The organism is Arcicella sp. GW458-12-2-14-TSB2 (assembly GCF_059423785.1).
The window spans coordinates 17,150-35,220 of sequence record NZ_JBWKYN010000039.1 but is presented as its reverse complement, the minus strand read 5'-3'; the positions used below and the strand labels follow the sequence as shown (position 1 = coordinate 35,220).

The window sequence follows — 18,071 nt, the reverse complement described above, 5'->3', positions numbered from 1 at the left end:
ATCATCAAATAATTAAAAATATTATTAAAGTTAACCCGCTAATTTTCAATGAATTATTCAATTTATTCACTATAAATTTATTTTTTATTGATTTTACTATGGTCATCCTAACACAATTTGTCTTTATTAATTGAAAACCTACATATATGTACTCCAACACTGAACGCATAAAAGATTTACTTCAAGACCCCGCATTTGTGAATTGGGTTAGGCAGCCCAATGACCAACTTAATGAATATTGGCAAAAATGGGCAGAAGCAAATCCTGATAGAAAAAGTGATTTATTGCTTGCCAAGCAATTTGTAAACTCTTTACAATACAAAAATGAGTTTCACCTTGAAGAGGCAGATAAAAATAAAATGTTTGAGCGAATCAAGGCCTTCAAGCTAGATAAAGAAGAAGCAGAAAGAAGAGCAATCAAAAAAGTGAAATTCCGTAAAATCTTGTTCGGTTTTTCAGCAGCGGCTTCGGTAATTATGGCTTTTATTGGCAGTATTTATTGGTCAGACAACGACCAGCCCGCTCCTTTCACGATTACTCGTTCAGGCAATAAAGTAGAAGTAGCCACTACTTATAAAGGACAAAGGACTAAAGTAATTCTACCAGATGGCAGTATCGTTCATTTAAATGCAGGAAGTAGCATCAATTATCCTGTGGCTTTCAGCAAGACTAATAGGATAGTTGAATTGGTTGGAGAAGGTTTTTTCGAGGTGGTAAAAAATAAAAAGAAGCCATTTATAGTAGAAACTGGAAAGGTAAAAACCCAAGTATTAGGAACATCTTTCAATGTACGAGCATACGCTAATGAAAAAATAGTACAAGTGGCGGTAGTAACAGGAAAGGTAAAAATGGAAGAAAAAATATCTGGAAATGCCCAATATCTTACTCCTAACGAAATGGGAACACTGGATAATTCTTCAGTCATACACAAAGATAAAGTAGACCTCAAAAAAGCTACAAGCTGGAAAAATGGCGTGTTAATGTTTGACGGGGATAACTTTACCGATGTATTTGCAAAATTAGAGATATGGTACGGTGTAAACATTATCGTTCTGCCCAATGTTGAGCTAAAAGGGCACTACAGTGGCGAATTTCAACAAGAAAGTTTAGAAAACGTCATGCAGGGTATCTCGTTCACTTCGGGTTTCAAATATGAAATCGCAGGAAAAACAATCCTCATTCACAATTGAATTACTTAACCACGCTATCATACATTACCATTCAATTATTAACTAAACAAAACCCATCTAATTATGATGAATGTAAAAAATTCTGACAACACTAGCTAAGGGTTTGAATTGTATAAGGTTGTGAAGACTGTTTTCTGCAAAAAAATAGACCCACAACCACTATACAAAATAAAAACCTTTCAAAAAATATCCTAAAAATTGGCGTTTGGAGGATAAGGATTAAAAGTATTTAGTATTCAAAATACAATAACAAATTTATGAAAATTCATTTACTACCAAGTATACGACGTTCAAAATATCTTTTTGTCGCAATTTTTTTGCTGCTTTTGAACGTTATCGGGTCTATTCACGCTCAAGCAAATAGCTTTGATGAAACCAGATTGACTCTAAGAGTCGATAAAATGAACATTTTACAAGTTTTTAAAGAGATAGAAAAGAAGACAGCTTACAAATTTACGTATAACGATGCTTTTTTGAACGACAAAATGCGTATAACGATGAGTATGGAAAATCGTTCGTTAACGGAAATCCTTGCTTTTCTATCAAAAGAAGTGAATTTAGAATTTAAACAAGTAAAAAAACATATACATGTAATTGCTTCTAACGATAAGAAAACCAGTTTTTTAGGAGGAGAATCCGTTCAATCAATTAAGGTTGCAGGCTTCCCAATAAAAGGCAAAGTAACTAGTAGTGACAATTCAGAAGGTATTCCGGGGGCAAGCGTTTTAATTAAAGGTACAAACAGAGGAACTGTGACAAATGCTTTAGGTGAATTTTCAATTGAAGTTGACAATGAATCTACTGTGCTAGTTTTTAGTTCTATTGGTTATGTTTCAAAAGAAATTTCAGTGGCTGGTCGTAAACTAATCAATATCAGTTTATCATCTGACGTAAAAGCGCTTGATGAAGTTGTTGTGGTGGGTTATGGTACTCAAAAAGCAAAAGATTTAACTGGTTCAGTAGGGATTGTAAAAATTGAAGATGCTAAGAAAACAGCATCTTATGATGTAGCAAAACTTTTACAAGGACAAGTTCCAGGGGTAACAGTACAAAGCTCGGGTGAGCCAGGCGGTTTTGTAAATATCAAAATTCGTGGTATTGGTTCATTGACTAATAATAACCCATTATTTGTAATTGATGGTGTGTTAGTGGATAGTCCTTTTGACTTTTCGACTAATGATATTGAATCAATCTCTGTGTTGAAAGATGCTTCTGCTGGTGCTATCTATGGTTCAAGAGGGATGAATGGTGTAGTAATCATTACGACTAAGAAAGGGAAAGCAGGTCCATTAAGAGTAGATTATAACGCCTATGCTGGCGTACAGAATATTGCTAAAACCATCTCTGTAATGGATAGAGTGGGTTATCAAAATGTTGTGAGTGCTGCTGAGTTAAATGCAGGTTTAACTATTGCTCCTGCAAACGACCCTACTAATCCAGCTTATATCAGCAATGTAAATACAAACTGGCAAAAAGAAGGTTTGAAAACTGGTTATATCCAAGACCATAATTTGAGCCTGTCGGGTGGTTCTGAAACAATCAAAGCAAGTGCTTCACTAGGTTTCTTTAACAATAGTTCTACCGTAACTGGACCGCAGAACTACAAACGTTATACCTTCAACGGTAACATTTCTGGCAAAAAAGGTATTTTCTCTTTCGGGGCAAAAATTGCTTATACAAATTCTGAGAAGATTGGCGCTGAAAACACGCGTGAACACGCTGTTTTTGGTGGAGCAGTAACGAGTTTGTTAACTGCCATTCCTACCATGTCTGTATACGACCCAAATCGTTTAGGAGGTTTCGGTGGTGCAGATAAAAACACACAAAGAGCCATTACGCTAAACGTAATCGGAATGAACTCTTTGCTAAAAGGTACTGATACGCGTAACAGATTCTTAGGTTCTGTTTTCGGAGAGTTAGAATTGTTGAAAAACTTAAAATACAAGCTTCAATTAAGTGCCGACCGTATTGATACAAGATATTTATATTTTGAACCAAAATATGATTTAGGCTTTTATTACCTAACGCCTAATGCTTATTTATACGAAAAAAGAGAAAGTAACCTTACAACTTTAGCTGAGAATACACTTAATTATAGTATTGAAGTTGGCAAGCATAGAATTGAAGCATTAGCAGGTTATACTTTTCAGCAAAGTACTTATTCAAGAACAGAGGCTAGTGCAAAAGGCTTAACAGAACCTTATGTGTTAAACATGAATACTGCTGTTAATACCGCGAATGGGAAAAGCGTAACAGGATGGGATGCAAACTCATCATTAAGCTCTATTTTAGGTAGAATAAACTATAATTATGCTGATAAATACTTATTAACAGTAAATTATCGTCGTGATGGTTCTTCTAAATTCAGACCAGAAAATCGTTATGGAAACTTTGCCTCTGTAGGTGTAGCTTGGAATGTTCATAATGATATTGAGTTACCTGATTTTATGAATTCGTTTAAAATAAGAGGTGGTTACGGTGCATTAGGAAATCAAAACGTAGGAGATTACTTGACGGATACTTATATCAATACTAATACTGGGTATGTTTTTGGTGGAGTATTAGCTGCAGGTGCTACCAGAACACAGGTAGTTGACCCTTCAATCAGATGGGAAAGCAAACGTACTAGCAATGTTGCAATGGAATTTGGTTTCTTAAAAGACCGTATTTCTTTCTCTGTTGAATATTTTGATAACCGCTCTTATGATGTATTAGCCAACATTCCAATTCCAACATCTGTAGGTGCTACTAATGGTTCTATTTTGACAAATGCAGCTTCATTGAGTAACGCGGGTATTGAATTCACGGCTGGATATCGTAAACAAACTGGTGATTTTAAATATACTGTTTCTGCCAACTTCCATACGCTTTCAAATAAAGTGTTAGCACTAGGTGGTACTAATAACCCTATTTACGGAGCAGCTAGTAAAACTGAGGTTGGGCAACCAATTGGGCAAATTTTTGGATATGTTTCAGAAGGAATTTTCCAAAATGCTGACGATGTAAAAAACCACGCTACACAAACTAATGCGGCTCCTGGTGATATAAAATTCAAAGATTTGAATGGTGATGGCGTAATTACTTCAGACGACCGTACTTACTTAGGAAATACCATTCCGACTTTCTATTTCGGTGCGAATTTCAATGCTGCCTATAAAAACTTTGACTTTTCTTGCTTCTTCCAAGGAAGCGGAGGCAATAAAATTTATAATGGAATGTACCGTGATTTAATGGGCTTGCAATATAGCAATGGTTCGACGGATGCATTAAATTATTGGACGCCCAAAAACACAAATACGAATGTGCCAAGACCAATCATTGGTGACCCTAATTCAAATGGTAGAGATTCAGATAGATTCGTTGAAAATGGTACTTATGTAAGATTACAGAACGCTCAGATAGGATATACTTTGCCTTCATCTATTGTAAATAAATTGAAAGTAAGCAAAGTAAGACTCTATGTTTCAGGACAAAACGTTTTCTTAATTTCTGGATTCAAGAGTTTTGACCCTGATTTCATGGGTGAAAGTGATGGACTATTTAGCAGAGGTTATTACAATGGTTCATACCCTAACCCACGAGCTATTTTATTGGGTTTACAAGTTGGTTTTTAGTTTCACTCAAACGAATTTATTACAATGAAAATATTTAACAAAAAAGCTATCATTGCGCTTTCAGCGACCTTATTGATAGCTACTTCATGCGAAGATAAATTAAATCAGGTTAATCCAAACGCTCAAACATCTTCTACTTTTTGGAAGACCCAAGAGGATGCATTAAAAGGCATCAATTCAGTATACTTGAGTTTAGCCATTGATGGAAGCTATATGCGTTCGACACCATTATTACTTGATAACCGTGGTGATGATGTGATGAGTAACAGTCCTTGGGACCAAATGTATAACTCTGGAAAATTTGCGTTAAATGCTGGTAATACTGCCATCTATGGCTGGGCTTTTGGTGCCTATTACGAAGGTGTTTCAAAGGCTAATCAAGTGCTAGATTATGTGCCAGCCATTACAATGGATGCCAACCTTAAAAAACGCATCTTGGGTGAAGCGTACTTCTTGCGTGGCTTATACTTTTATCATTTAGTGAATATGTTTGGGAGTGTAATGTTACCTACTAATTCTGTACAATCGACAAAAGACTTTTTTGTAAAACAATCAACAGAGGCAGAAGGATGGACACAAGTAATGGAGGATTTTAAGAAAGCTGCTGATATGTTGCCAACTACTTATGCAGGTACAGACCTTGGTCGTGCGACTAAGGGAGCGGCTATGGCTTATTTAGGAAAAGCTTATTTGACAAATCATAAATACACTGAAGCTGCGGCTCAATTCAAAGCAGTGATTGATTTAGGCATTTATGATTTAGTACCAAACTATCGTGATAACTTTACAGAGGCTAACGAGAATAATAAAGAATCTCTTTTTGAAGTTCAATTTGAACGTACGGCTGGTGGTACAGACCTTAACTGGGGTGGTGAACCTATTGCTTCATGGGGTAGAGTCTCAGCTAGAGCGATTACTTACGGTGCGAATGGCTTGGGCTGGACTGACGTGCAACCAACTCGTTCAGTATTTAATGAGTTCTTAGAAGAGAAAACTGCTGATGGTAAAGATGACCCTCGTTTAGTAGCTACCATGTTTTACAATAAGCCAGGTTTTATGGTTTATGGAGTTGAGTTTGCGGTAAGATATGCAGGAAATGCTGGTGCTTTAAATTCACTGTACTGCCGTAAATACGAAAATGATGATACCAAAGCCGATGAATTTGACTGGCGTTCGGGTATTAACGAAAGATTGATGCGTTATGCTGATGTATTAATGATGTATGCTGAATGTTTAAACGAAACTGGACAAACAGCAGCAGCGTATCCATTCATCCAAAAAGTAAGAAGTCGTGTTGGTTTGCCAAATTTAGCTACTGTAAAACCGAATATGACGCAAGCACAAATGCGTGAGCAAATTGGTCATGAACGCTTATTAGAATTTTGTTTAGAAGGTCACCGCTTTGATGATATTCGTCGTTGGGGTTGGTTAAATGATGCTACTAAATTAGCTTGGTTAAAATCAAGAGACCCAGAATTCAATACATTCAAAACTGGTCGTGAAGTATTCCCAATTCCACAGAATGAAATTGATAACAACCCTGGTGTTAAACAAAATTTAAGCTACTAGTATCTTCTTTATTCCCGCAAGTATTCAAAAACTTGCGGGAATTATTTCAAATAACTTCCATTAACCCAACCTATACCACACATGTTACTCTTTAGGAAATCAATATATTTTAGTGTTAGTATGCTATTGTTGTCAGCTTGTGGTGGTGATAAGGCTGAAACAGTTGTTCAACCATTGCCTACTACGCCCACCACAAAATTTGACATCAATTCTATCAAAGATAATTATGCCGACATTGCTCCTGCATCCAATTATTTAAACTGGGGCTGTTATAATGTTCACGACCCTTCTATCATCAAAGACGGCGATACTTATTACTGTTATAATACCGATGTAGCTTATGGCACAGATATTCGTCCCGGTATTCAAATACGTTCTTCCAAAGATTTAATCGAATGGAAATTTTACGGATGGGTTTTTGATGCTCTTCCAACCAAAGGTTCAGACTATATCAAACAAGCTGGTGGAACACCCTTTAATTCACTTTGGGCTCCGTATGTCATTAAAGTAGGTAGTGAATACCGACTATATTATTCACTTTCATCGGCAAAGCCTCGGCTAAGTGCTATTGGTTTAGCCACTTCCTCCTCTCCTACTGGTCCTTGGAAAGAACAAGGCTTAACAGTAGTTTCAAAAGATGATAATACGATACAAACCAATGCTATTGACCCTACAGTATTGATTGACCAACAAGGGAAACACTGGATGTATTATGGTTCTGCTTGGGATGGCATTTATATATTGCAACTTGACCCTACTACAGGCTTGGCACTAAGTCCTGGTGATAAGGGAAAACGAATTGCCAATCGTGGTTTTACCAATGGTGTTTATAATGGCAACATTGAAGGACCAGAAATTATTTATAATAAAGAGCAAAAGAAATATTATTTATTCATTGCCTACGACTGGCTGGCAACAAAATACAATGTAAGAGTAGCCAAAGCAGATTCTCCACAAGGCCCTTTCTATGACTATGACGGAAAAGATATAAACACTAATCAAGACCACGGACCAATGATTATTGCTCCCTACCAATTTATGGGGCATGCTGGTTGGCAAGGTGTTTCACACTGTGCTGTATTTGAAAACAATGGCCAGTTTTATATTAGTCACCAAGGCCGCCCAGGGAACGACTCCAATTTTATGATTCTTCACAATAGAAAGTTATATTGGACGAAAGATGGCTGGCCAGTAGCATCACCAGAACGTTATGCTGGAGAATTCACAACGACTATCACAAGTAATGATTTGGTGGGAGATTGGGAACAGATTGTACTTGGGTATAAAATAGTACCGGGATATGATAAAGAACAAAACCAACCCGACTTTCAATATGCTGTCACTTTAACGCTCAATGCCAATGGTACTATCAATAACGATGTTGCGAGTAAATGGACTTATACCGCTCCGTGGTTAGAATTAAAGTGGAGTAATGGTTTTACAGACCAAGTGTATGTAGACCGAGGTCGCGACTGGGAAAATAAAAAAGAAACTATTCTTTTTACAGGTTTGAATAACAAAGGAACCAGTGTTTGGGGTAAGAAAAAATAGTGTTTTTTGTACACAAATAAATATAATCCATGAATCGTAAAAACCTTTTAAAACTATTATTTGCAGGCCAATTAATGTTTGCATTTGCAGGAAACGCACAAGTAAAGACTTCGGGGAATCCTATTATTAAAGACAAGTTCACTGCTGACCCTGCCGCTCTAGTTGATAATGGAACAGTGTACGTATATACTGGCCATGATGAAGCTCCCACACGAGAACAACGGTATGTGATGAACGAATGGCTTTGTTACTCATCTACAGATATGGTTAATTGGAAAGAACATCCAAGCCCGCTTAATGTAAAAAATTTCACTTGGGCAAAAGGTGATGCTTGGGCTTCGCAGGTAATAAAAAAAGGGAATAAATACTACTGGTATGTAGCTGTAGAACATGGAAGCATTCATGGAAAAGCCATTGGTGTGGCCGTTTCTGATAGCCCAACAGGGCCTTTCAAAGATGCAAGAGGGTCGGCCATTATTACAAATGATATGACGACAGATACAAAAATCAGTTGGGACGACATAGACCCTTCTGTATTTATTGATGACGACGGACAGGCTTATCTTTTCTGGGGAAATACCATTTGTTATTATGCCAAATTAAAAGATAATATGATTGACCTAGATGGTCCAATCATGAAAGTAGACCTGCCTACTAAATTTACAGAAGCGCCTTGGGTACACAAACGTAAAGGATGGTATTATTTATCATATTCTATTGAATTCCCTGAAAAAACTGTTTATGCGATGAGTAAGAACATCAATGGCCCTTGGGATTTTAAAGGAACTATCAATGAAATCGCAGGAAATTGTAATACTAATCACCATGCTATTATTGACTTCAAGGGTAAATCTTATTTTGTTTATCACAATGGTGCTTTAGTACCTGATGCTGGCAGTTTTCACCGTTCTGTGTGTATAGATGAACTAAACTATCATAAAAACGGAACAATTAAACGGATCGTTATGACTAGCGAAGGTGTACCACAAGTTAAATAGTAATTTATCATCCGTAAAATCATCCATCATTGAAAAACGTATTGTTAAATTTTATACTGCTTTTACTTTGGGCTGGCAACACGCTAGCCCAAAGCAAAAATGAGTTAAAGGCTACTGGCAAGAAATCTTCTGTTAGCACATCATTCCCTCCTATCATTGCCACGATTAATCTTCAACAACAAAAACCTGAAATTACAAAATATCATTTTGGTCAATTTATTGAAAACTTGGGCAATGTAGATGAAGGCGATTTGGTAGATGATGGGCTATGGGCAGAAATGTTAGACGACCGCAAATTTTTCTATCCAGTCGATACCCTTAAAAATCTTTCCCCTGTCAATAAGCGAGACCGCATGAATCAGTGGATGCCATTAGGGAAAATTGATGCCGTAAAAATGGACTCTATTAATCCTTTTGTAGGCAAGCATTCGCCAAAAGTAATTACCAGTGATAGTCAAATAAATGGAATTGTTCAATCGGGACTATGGCTACAGCACAATAAAAAATATGTAGGAAGGATTTATTTAGCTGGTACAGCAAATGTAAAAATAAAGATTAGCTTAGTGTGGGGAGATAAGCCCGAACAAAGAAGTACAGTATCAATAGATAACCTAACGGGAGATTACCAAAAATTTGATTTAGCATTTATAAGCAAAACAAGTACGCCAAACGCAAGAATAGAAATAACGGGAGAAGGCGAAGGAAGTTTTAATATCGGACCAGTTTCGTTAATGCCCGAAGACAATGTTCAAGGATTCAGAAAAGACGTAATTCAATTATTAAAAGGCTTGCATGCTGGCATTTATCGATGGGGAGGCAACTTTATTTCTGGTTACGACTGGAAAGATGGTATAGGCGACCCAGATAAAAGACCTCCTAGATACGAATACGCATGGGAAGGATTAGAAAGCAACGATGTAGGTTCTGAAGAAATCATTCGTTTTGCTCAATTAATTGATGTTGAAATAGCATTTACCGTCAACACAGGTTTTGGAGATGCCTCCTCTGCCGCTCAGTGGGTAGAGTATATGAATGGCGATTCACATACTGAAATGGGTAAACTCAGGGTCAAAAATGGTTTTATAAAGCCTTTTAATGTAAAATTTTGGTGTGTAGGTAACGAAAGTTACGGCTGGTGGCAGTTGGGACATATAGATTTAAAAAGTCACCTTATCAAACATAGAATGTTTGTCGAAAAGATGAAAGCCGTTGACTCATCCATTAAAATTGTGGCTTCTGGGGCTTCAATCGATGAAATGACTGTCACAGAAAGTGCCAAAAAAGAAACAGGTAAAATCATTGCTGAATATGATTCGCCTGCAGATTGGACTGGTGGAATGTTGAGACAAAACAACGATTATCTTGATTTTGTCAGTGAACATTTTTATTGTTCTGTCACCGAAAGGTTTGATTTAGCTACTGGAAAATATATCACTATAGACGAACCTCTAGAAGATTGGACAAGACGACCAGCGAATCGTATCAAAGTCAAAGCCGAACATTATGAAGAGTATGCCAAAAGAATTCCTGCATTGCAACACAAAAAAGCACAGGTATATTTAGATGAATGGGCATATTATACCAACTGGGTACATCCCAAACCTACGTTAGGTGTTACCATAGGTTATGCACGTGGATTGAACGAAATCTTCCGAAATACAGATTTAATTAAAATGGTTGGTTTTACCTTCGGTACTTCTTGTATTTCATTCAATGATACTTCGGCGGTTTATAATGCTACAGGTTTATTGTATCAGTTATACGGCTCGCATATAGCCCATATTCCTGTAGAAATAGATGGAAATTCACCTCAACCTGCACCAAAATGGGCAATTGGTGGCGAACAACCTAAAATAAATGCTGGAAGTAATACTTATCCTTTAGATATGTTTGCCTCACTGAGTAAAGACGGTAAATTTATTTCGATAGCCGTAATAAACCCAACCCTCACGGAACAAGAACTTACGATTAAAGTACCGAATGTAAATACTACCAACGAAGTCATCCATTATTCACTAGCAGGAAATTCAGTAGATGCTAAAAATGTAGTTGGGAAAAAAGAGGAGGTATTTGTGAAAAAAGCCTTTATCCAGAAAAAAGACCTTATAAAAATTGCACCTGCAAGTATAAACCTTTATACCTTTGAAGTAGTAAAATAAAACAAAACCGATAACCATTGAAAAATCAAAACTAGTAACAAAAACATAATGAATAAATCCATGAAAAAAATCCTTTCTTTAGCAGTAAGTCTTTTTTTACTGACAGAGTCTTTTGCACAAAATCCCGTTATTAATATTAAAGCCACCCAACCCGTAGCGCCAATTCAGCCAACAATGTGGGGAGTATTTTTTGAAGACATTAACATGGGTGCCGATGGTGGTATCTATGCTGAATTAGTTAAAAACCGTTCTTTTGAATTCGCTAAACCTTGGATGGGTTGGAAAATTGAACGAAAAAAAGCGGAAGAAGGTGATATCATCATTCAAAATCGCCAAGGTAATACTGTTAACCCAAGATATATCAGTGTAAAAGCCAATAACATTTCTAAAGGAGAACTAGGAATTACTAACGAGGGCTTCAAAGGAATGGGAATTAAAAAGGGTCTGAGATATGACTTTTCTGTACTGTATCGTCATCAAACAGGATCGGTAAAATTACACTTAGAGTTAATTGATTCAAAAGGTAGTATTATCGGTGAAACAACGCTCAATCCTACCGGAAACGGACATTCGTGGAAAAAAGAAGCCATCAGTTTCAATGCCACTGAAACAGAAGCGAAAGGAAAGTTCAGAATTTGGTTTGAAGGAAATGGTGAAATAGACCTTGACATGATTTCATTGTTCCCTGAAGATACTTGGAAGAAAAGACCAGGCGGAATGCGTGCTGATATGATTCAGCTTTTAGCAGATATGAAACCTGGATTTATTCGTTTCCCAGGTGGTTGTATTGTAGAAGGGATAGATTTAGCCAACCGTTATCAATGGAAAAAAACACTTGGTCCTGTTGAAGAACGTCAGTTAATTATTAACCGTTGGAACCTAGAATTTGCACATCGCCCAGCACCAGATTATTTCCAAACTTTTGGTTTAGGCTTCTTTGAATATTTTCAATTGGCCGAAGACATCGGCGCAGAGCCACTTCCTATCTTGAACTGCGGTATGGCTTGTCAATTCAATACCGCTGAAGTTGTACCTGTAAATGAACTAGATTCCTATGTGCAAGATGCCCTAGATTTGATTGAATTTGCCAATGCAGAGCCTAATACTAGATGGGGTAAAGTACGTGCAGACATGGGTCATCCAGCACCTTTTGATTTAAAATTCTTAGGAATTGGTAATGAAAACTGGGGGCCACAATATGTAGAACGTCTGAAAGTTTTTACAAAGGCCATCAAGGCAAAATATCCAAAGATTAAATTAGTGAACAGTTCTGGAACTGACCCTAATGGCGATAGATTTGATTATTTGAACAAAGAGTTACGTGAGATGAATGCTGATATTATTGATGAGCATTATTATCGTACACCAGATTGGTTTTTGAAAAATGCTGGTCGCTATGATTCTTACGACCGCAATGGTTCAAAAGTATTTGCAGGTGAATATGCTGCTCAAAGTGATAAAACGGTAAGTGTAAAAAATGTAAATAACTGGAAATGTGCTTTATCAGAAGCAGCATTTATGACAGGGTTAGAACGTAATGCACAAGTAGTAAACATGGCATCTTATGCACCACTTTTTGCACACGCAGAAGGCTGGCAATGGACACCAGACATGATTTGGGTAGATAATCTTCGTTCATATGGTACACCAAATTATTATGTACAAAAATTGTATTCTACTAATAAAGGCACACACGTATTAAATACTTCTGAAAATGGGAAGCCACTAACAGGACAAGGAGACTTGTATGCTTCTGGTATTTTAGATAAAGCTACCAACGAAGTGATTTTGAAAGTAGCAAACACCTCAGATAAAGAGCAAATTCGTGAAGTGAATCTTGAAGGTATCAAAAAATTTGATGCAAAAGCTAAATTGATTGTATTGAAAAATAATAACCCAGAGGCTTTAAATACATTTGAAAATGCTACGAACGTAAGTCCCGTAGAAGAGACTATCACACTTAATCCAAAGAAGAAAATCTCTTTGACGTTAGCTCCGAATTCATTTACAGTATTAAGAGTAAAGTTACTATAATATTTGCTTTTTGTTAAGGTCGTCTTGTCTAATGAATTACCAAAATTAATTCTATGCGACAAGACGATTTTTTTTAAATTCCATTTCTCAATTTTCTTTATCCTAATAAAACATCTTTCCTTACAATGAACCTAAAATCATTTCAAACAATTATTTTTTTACTATTGGCAAGTAGTGCTTTTTCACAGAAAATGTTTAGTCCGAATCATCAAATTACTGTTGATTTTTCACTGAAAAATCAACAAGCAAGCTATTCTGTAAGCTTTCAAGGAAAGCAAGTACTAGAATCGTCTCGCTTAGGACTTATCCGTGAAGATGGCGATTTCACTAAAGGGCTTACACTTTTAGAAACCACCAAGCCTATTTTGGTAAAAGATAAGTATAGTATCCTTACTACTAAAAAGCGTGACATTACCTATACAGCTAACCGTCAGGCTTTTAAACTAAAAAATACACAAGGCAAAAAACTTGACATTATTTTTCAGGTATCAAACGATGGTGTAGCGTTTAGGTATTTCTTTCCTGAAAACGCTAGCGATATCAAGAAAATCAGTGAAGAAATTACTTCATTTAATTTTCCAGAAGCTACTAAAGCTTGGCTTCAACCCATGAGTGACGCCCAAACTGGTTGGGAACATTGCCATCCTTCTTATGAAGAATTTTATCAAAAAAATATCTTAGCGGGCATTATTTCACCTATTAAAGCGGGTTGGGTCTATCCTGCCCTTTTTCAAACGAATGGTACTTGGGTTTTATTAACCGAAGCTGGTTTAGATGGCACTTATTGTGCTACACGTCTAAGGGCTGAATCGCCTAATAATGAATACAAAATCGGTTTTCCTCAAGCACCCGAAGTATTTACAGGGGGCGAGTTGAATCCCCAATCTACTTTGCCTTGGCTTTCACCTTGGAGAATCATTGCATTAGGTTCATTGAAGACTATCACAGAATCAACCTTGGGAACAGACTTAGCCAAACCTGCCATCAAAATGGATACGTCATTTATCCAAACAGGCAAAGCTTCTTGGAGTTGGATTATCAAGAAAGATGAATCTGTCAATTTTGATACTACCAAAGATTACATCGACTTTGCTGCTAAAATGCACTGGGAATATTGTTTGATAGATGCCGATTGGGACACTAGAATTGGTTATGACAAGACTAAATGGTTAGCTGATTATGCCAAAACAAAAAATGTGAAATTATTACTTTGGTATAATTCCGCAGGCGATTGGAATACAGTGAAATATCATCCTAAAGGATTATTACTGACACATGAAGGTAGAATGAAAGAATTTACCAAAATCAAGGAAATGGGCATTGCAGGAGTAAAAATTGATTTCTTTGGTGGTGATGGACAATCGATGATTAAATATTATTTAGATATTTTAGAAGATGCAGCAAAAGTAAAATTATTAGTCAACTTTCATGGTGCTACTTTACCAAGAGGCTGGCACAGAACTTATCCTAATTTAATGACTGCCGAGGCAGTGAAAGGGTTTGAAATGGTTACGTTCGACCAAGCGGCGGCTGACGAACAGCCTGCACACTGCACTACTTTGCCTTTTACTCGCAATGCTTTTGACCCGATGGATTTTACCCCGATGAATTTGTACAAAGTGCCTAATATCAAAAGAAGAACTACTTCTGCTTTTGAATTAGCCCTGTCTGTCGTGTTTATTTCAGGTATTCAACATTTTGCTGAATCACCAGAAGGAATGACTCACGTGCCTGAGTTTGCTCAAAAATTCTTACAAACTTTGCCAAGCACTTGGGAAGAGACACGTTTTATTGATGGATTTCCAGGCAAATTGTTTGTTGTAGCTAGAAAATCAGGTAACAAATGGTACATCGCTGGTATTAATGGTGAAGGAATCAACAAAGAATTAACGCTTGATTTATCTTTCTTAAAAAATAAAAAAGGACAATTAATCTCTGATGATGAAACCGTTTTGTTAAAAGAATCATCATTTGATGTTCCTGCAAATGGACAATACAAAATCTCTTTAAAACCTAACGGAGGTTTTGTGGGGGTTTTTGAATAACAATTAATCTAACCCGACGAGCTATTTTATTCCGTAGCTTGTCGGGTTAAACCTCAATCTAACAATTGCTATGATTCAAAATACTAAGTATCTTTTAGTAGCTTTATTCACACTATTAATTAACTTGGCGACTAATGCACAACAGGGAGAAATAGAATCTCATGACCCTTCAACTATCTTGAAGGAAGGCAATAGTTATTGGTTTTTTTCTACTGGGAATGGCATTAAAGCCACTTATTCAACCGATTTAGTTAATTGGAAAGTATCACCACAAACAGTGTATAAAAAGGATTCTTTCCCTACTTGGATTAAGGAATATGTACCCAAATTCCAAGGACATTTTTGGGCACCAGATTGTATTTATATGAATGGGAAATACTATTTATATTACTCTTGTTCATCTTTCGGTGTTACTCAGTCAGCCATTGGGGTAGCTACCAACGAAACACTTGACCCAACTTCTCCGAAATATAAGTGGACAGACCTAGGTATGGTTGTGTCGTCTAAAGAACGGAAAGATTTCAATGCCATAGATCCAAGTATTTTAAAAGACAAGCAAGGTAAAATTTGGATGACCTATGGTTCATTCTTCGGTGGCATTGGTGCGGTAGAAATAGATTCTATTTCGGGGAAAATCAAAACAGGAGAAAGTATTAAAAAAGTGGCTGGTGGCAGAGAATCCGATTGGGAAGCCTCTTGTCTGATTCAAGAAGGAGAATATTATTACCTGTTTGTTAATAATGGTTTATGCTGCAAAGGATTAAACAGCACATATTATATTGTTTGTGGGCGTTCTAAAAACCCTTTAGGTCCATTTTTAGACCAAACTGGTAAAGATTTAAATACTGGCGGAGGCACAGTAATCATGCGAACTGAAGGTAAATTCCAAGGGCCTGGCCATGTGGGTTTATTAAGAGATAAAGGCAAAAATATTGTTTCTATCCATTATTACGATGCAGAAGACCAAGGAAAGTCGAAGATAAATATTGTGGAAATGGGCTTTAAAAAAGGCTGGCCTTATTTTAAGAGGAAGTAGATGGATTAAACAGTTAAAGATTTGTCAACTTTTGAAAAGTTGTCTAATAAACCAAGAGCTAAAAACAAGAGGGAATCATTTTTTGATTCCCTCTACTGTTTTTACATCAATTATTTTTGTCGATTTATTACCCCATGAATTCAAAATATAATTCATCACATCGGCAATTTCTTCATTCTCTAATCCAGGTTCAGGCATCATGCCTTGATACTTTACTCCATTTACTTGGATAGAATCTTTTAGTCCAAATTTTATTGCTCTAATGCCTTTTTCAGGAGTTTTCAATAAATAATCTGAATTTGCCAAAGGTGGATTAAGCTTAGGAACGCCTTCTCCTTTGCCCATATGGCAAACAATGCAATTATTCATATATATATCTTTACCACGAGCAATACTATCAGCGAGTTCGTCTTCTTGACGCCAAAAAGGAGACAGAAACAACATAGAAGCAATTAGTATAATTATTTTCATTTTTCTTTAGGGGGTTTCGGCTGTCGGAATACGGCAGTCAAAATATAAAATTGGTTTTCAGGTATGTATCTATATTCAGCTTTTGATTATCAGAATTGATAATAATAGCCAACAGCAATCGGCTTTTAATTATAAAAACCGATTGCTGATGACCGAAGACCGATAGCGATTATTTAGCAGGACTAATTTTTACAATTGAACCTGTACTTTCAATCGCTACATAAATATTTCCGTCTGGACCTTCTTTGATGTCTCTTACTCTACCAATATTTTCAAACACAGTTTCCTGACTAACCACTTTGTTATTTTTAATCACACAACGCTTGATATAATTAAATTTTAATGACCCAATCAGTAAATTCCCCTTCCAATCAGGGAATTTCTTGCTTGTAACAAAAGTCATTCCGCAAGGTGCAATTGATGGTCTATAATAAATAATAGGCTGTTCCATTCCTGCACGAGCAGTATCTGGACTGATAATTGAATTATCATAGCCAATACCGAAGGTAATTGCTGGCCAGCCATAGTTAGCACCTTTCTTTAAGATGTTCACTTCATCACCTCCCTGTGGGCCATGTTCGTGTTCCCACAAATCACCCGTCGTTGGGTTAATCACAAAACCTTGAGGATTTCTGTGTCCATAAGAATAGATTTCTGGTCTAGCACCCTCTTGCCCAACAAATGGATTATCTTTAGGCACAGAACCATCATCATTTAAACGAACTACTTTTCCTTGGAAAGTCGTAAGTTTCTGAGCTTCGTCTTGTTGCCCTCTTTCACCTACTGTCAAATATAAGTAACCTGCTCTATCAAAAGCAATTCTTCCACCGTAGTGATGAGTCGTAGTTACATTTGGTGTTGCTTTGAAAACTACTTTTTGTTCTGTCAGGGTATTACCTACTAATTTAGCACGCATCAACGCCGTATTAGAACCTTTCCCAGTCTCTCCATCTGCTAATGGTGATGAATAGCTAAAATAAATCCAGCCATTTTTGGCATAATTAGGATGCAATTTTATATCAAGGAGCCCACCTTGTCCTTTAGAAATAATCGCAGGAAGTCCTTTAATAGGCTCATCTACTAATTTTCCATCATGAATCAATCTTAACTGTCCAGACCTTTCAGTAACCAACATATCACCATTGGGTAAAAAAGCCATTCCCCAAGGTACATTCAAGCCTGTAACAAAAGTTTCAATCTTTAACCCTTCAGTACCAGCTTTTACTGATTTATTTAAAACAGGGTTATCATTTGCATGATTTAGATTGCAGGAAGCATCAACAGATATTAATAAGCTAGCCAGTAGAGGTATTACGCCAATAGAGAAAATTTGTTTTTTCATTTTTGAGTTTTTATTCTTTGTTCGTGATAAAGTTAATGAAAAACACCTCTTTTACTGTACTG

At 36.6% G+C, this 18,071-nt stretch carries 11 protein-coding genes; 9 read left to right on the top strand and 2 right to left on the bottom strand.

Annotated elements, in window-relative coordinates; genetic code table 11:
- Positions 1-146 precede the first annotated feature (146 nt).
- The 9 genes from AC07XN_RS07965 (at position 147) to AC07XN_RS07925 (ending at position 16,196) form a co-directional block, all read left to right on the top strand.
- The gene (locus tag AC07XN_RS07965) at positions 147-1,190 is read left to right on the top strand and encodes a FecR family protein (protein ID WP_494742649.1); all 1,044 of its coding nucleotides are present in this window, start codon (positions 147-149) and stop codon (positions 1,188-1,190) included.
- A gap of 401 nt (positions 1,191-1,591) precedes the next feature.
- Positions 1,592-4,804 (top strand): SusC/RagA family TonB-linked outer membrane protein, encoded by a 3,213-nt coding sequence (locus AC07XN_RS07960; protein WP_494742648.1) that lies wholly within the window; start codon positions 1,592-1,594, stop codon positions 4,802-4,804.
- 24 nt (positions 4,805-4,828) lie between these two features.
- Entirely contained in the window at positions 4,829-6,373 is a 1,545-nt protein-coding gene (locus AC07XN_RS07955) for a RagB/SusD family nutrient uptake outer membrane protein (protein WP_494742647.1), read from the top strand.
- Between the two features lie 81 nt (positions 6,374-6,454).
- The gene (locus tag AC07XN_RS07950; RefSeq protein ID WP_494742646.1) at positions 6,455-7,924 is read left to right on the top strand and encodes an arabinan endo-1,5-alpha-L-arabinosidase; all 1,470 of its coding nucleotides are present in this window, start codon (positions 6,455-6,457) and stop codon (positions 7,922-7,924) included.
- Between the two features lie 29 nt (positions 7,925-7,953).
- On the top strand, positions 7,954-8,922 hold the full coding sequence (locus tag AC07XN_RS07945) for a glycoside hydrolase family 43 protein (RefSeq protein WP_494742645.1): 969 nt from the start codon (positions 7,954-7,956) through the stop codon (positions 8,920-8,922).
- Between the two features lie 29 nt (positions 8,923-8,951).
- The gene (locus tag AC07XN_RS07940) at positions 8,952-11,081 is read left to right on the top strand and encodes an alpha-L-arabinofuranosidase family protein (RefSeq protein ID WP_494742644.1); all 2,130 of its coding nucleotides are present in this window, start codon (positions 8,952-8,954) and stop codon (positions 11,079-11,081) included.
- A 60-nt stretch (positions 11,082-11,141) separates the two neighbouring features.
- On the top strand, positions 11,142-13,115 hold the full coding sequence (locus tag AC07XN_RS07935; protein WP_309916198.1) for an alpha-L-arabinofuranosidase family protein: 1,974 nt from the start codon (positions 11,142-11,144) through the stop codon (positions 13,113-13,115).
- A 125-nt stretch (positions 13,116-13,240) separates the two neighbouring features.
- Entirely contained in the window at positions 13,241-15,160 is a 1,920-nt protein-coding gene (locus tag AC07XN_RS07930) for a glycoside hydrolase family 97 protein (RefSeq protein WP_494742643.1), read from the top strand.
- A 70-nt stretch (positions 15,161-15,230) separates the two neighbouring features.
- Positions 15,231-16,196: an arabinan endo-1,5-alpha-L-arabinosidase gene (locus tag AC07XN_RS07925; RefSeq protein WP_494742642.1), complete on the top strand. Its 966-nt coding sequence runs from the start codon at positions 15,231-15,233 to the stop codon at positions 16,194-16,196.
- 75 nt (positions 16,197-16,271) lie between these two features.
- Here AC07XN_RS07925 and AC07XN_RS07920 read toward each other — a convergent pair whose 3' ends face one another.
- Both AC07XN_RS07920 and AC07XN_RS07915 read right to left on the bottom strand, forming a co-directional pair.
- Positions 16,272-16,667, bottom strand: coding sequence for a c-type cytochrome (locus tag AC07XN_RS07920; protein WP_309916190.1), 396 nt, complete (start codon positions 16,665-16,667; stop codon positions 16,272-16,274).
- 169 nt (positions 16,668-16,836) lie between these two features.
- Positions 16,837-18,009, bottom strand: coding sequence for a PQQ-dependent sugar dehydrogenase (locus AC07XN_RS07915; protein WP_494742641.1), 1,173 nt, complete (start codon positions 18,007-18,009; stop codon positions 16,837-16,839).
- Between the last annotated feature and the right edge of the window lie 62 nt (positions 18,010-18,071).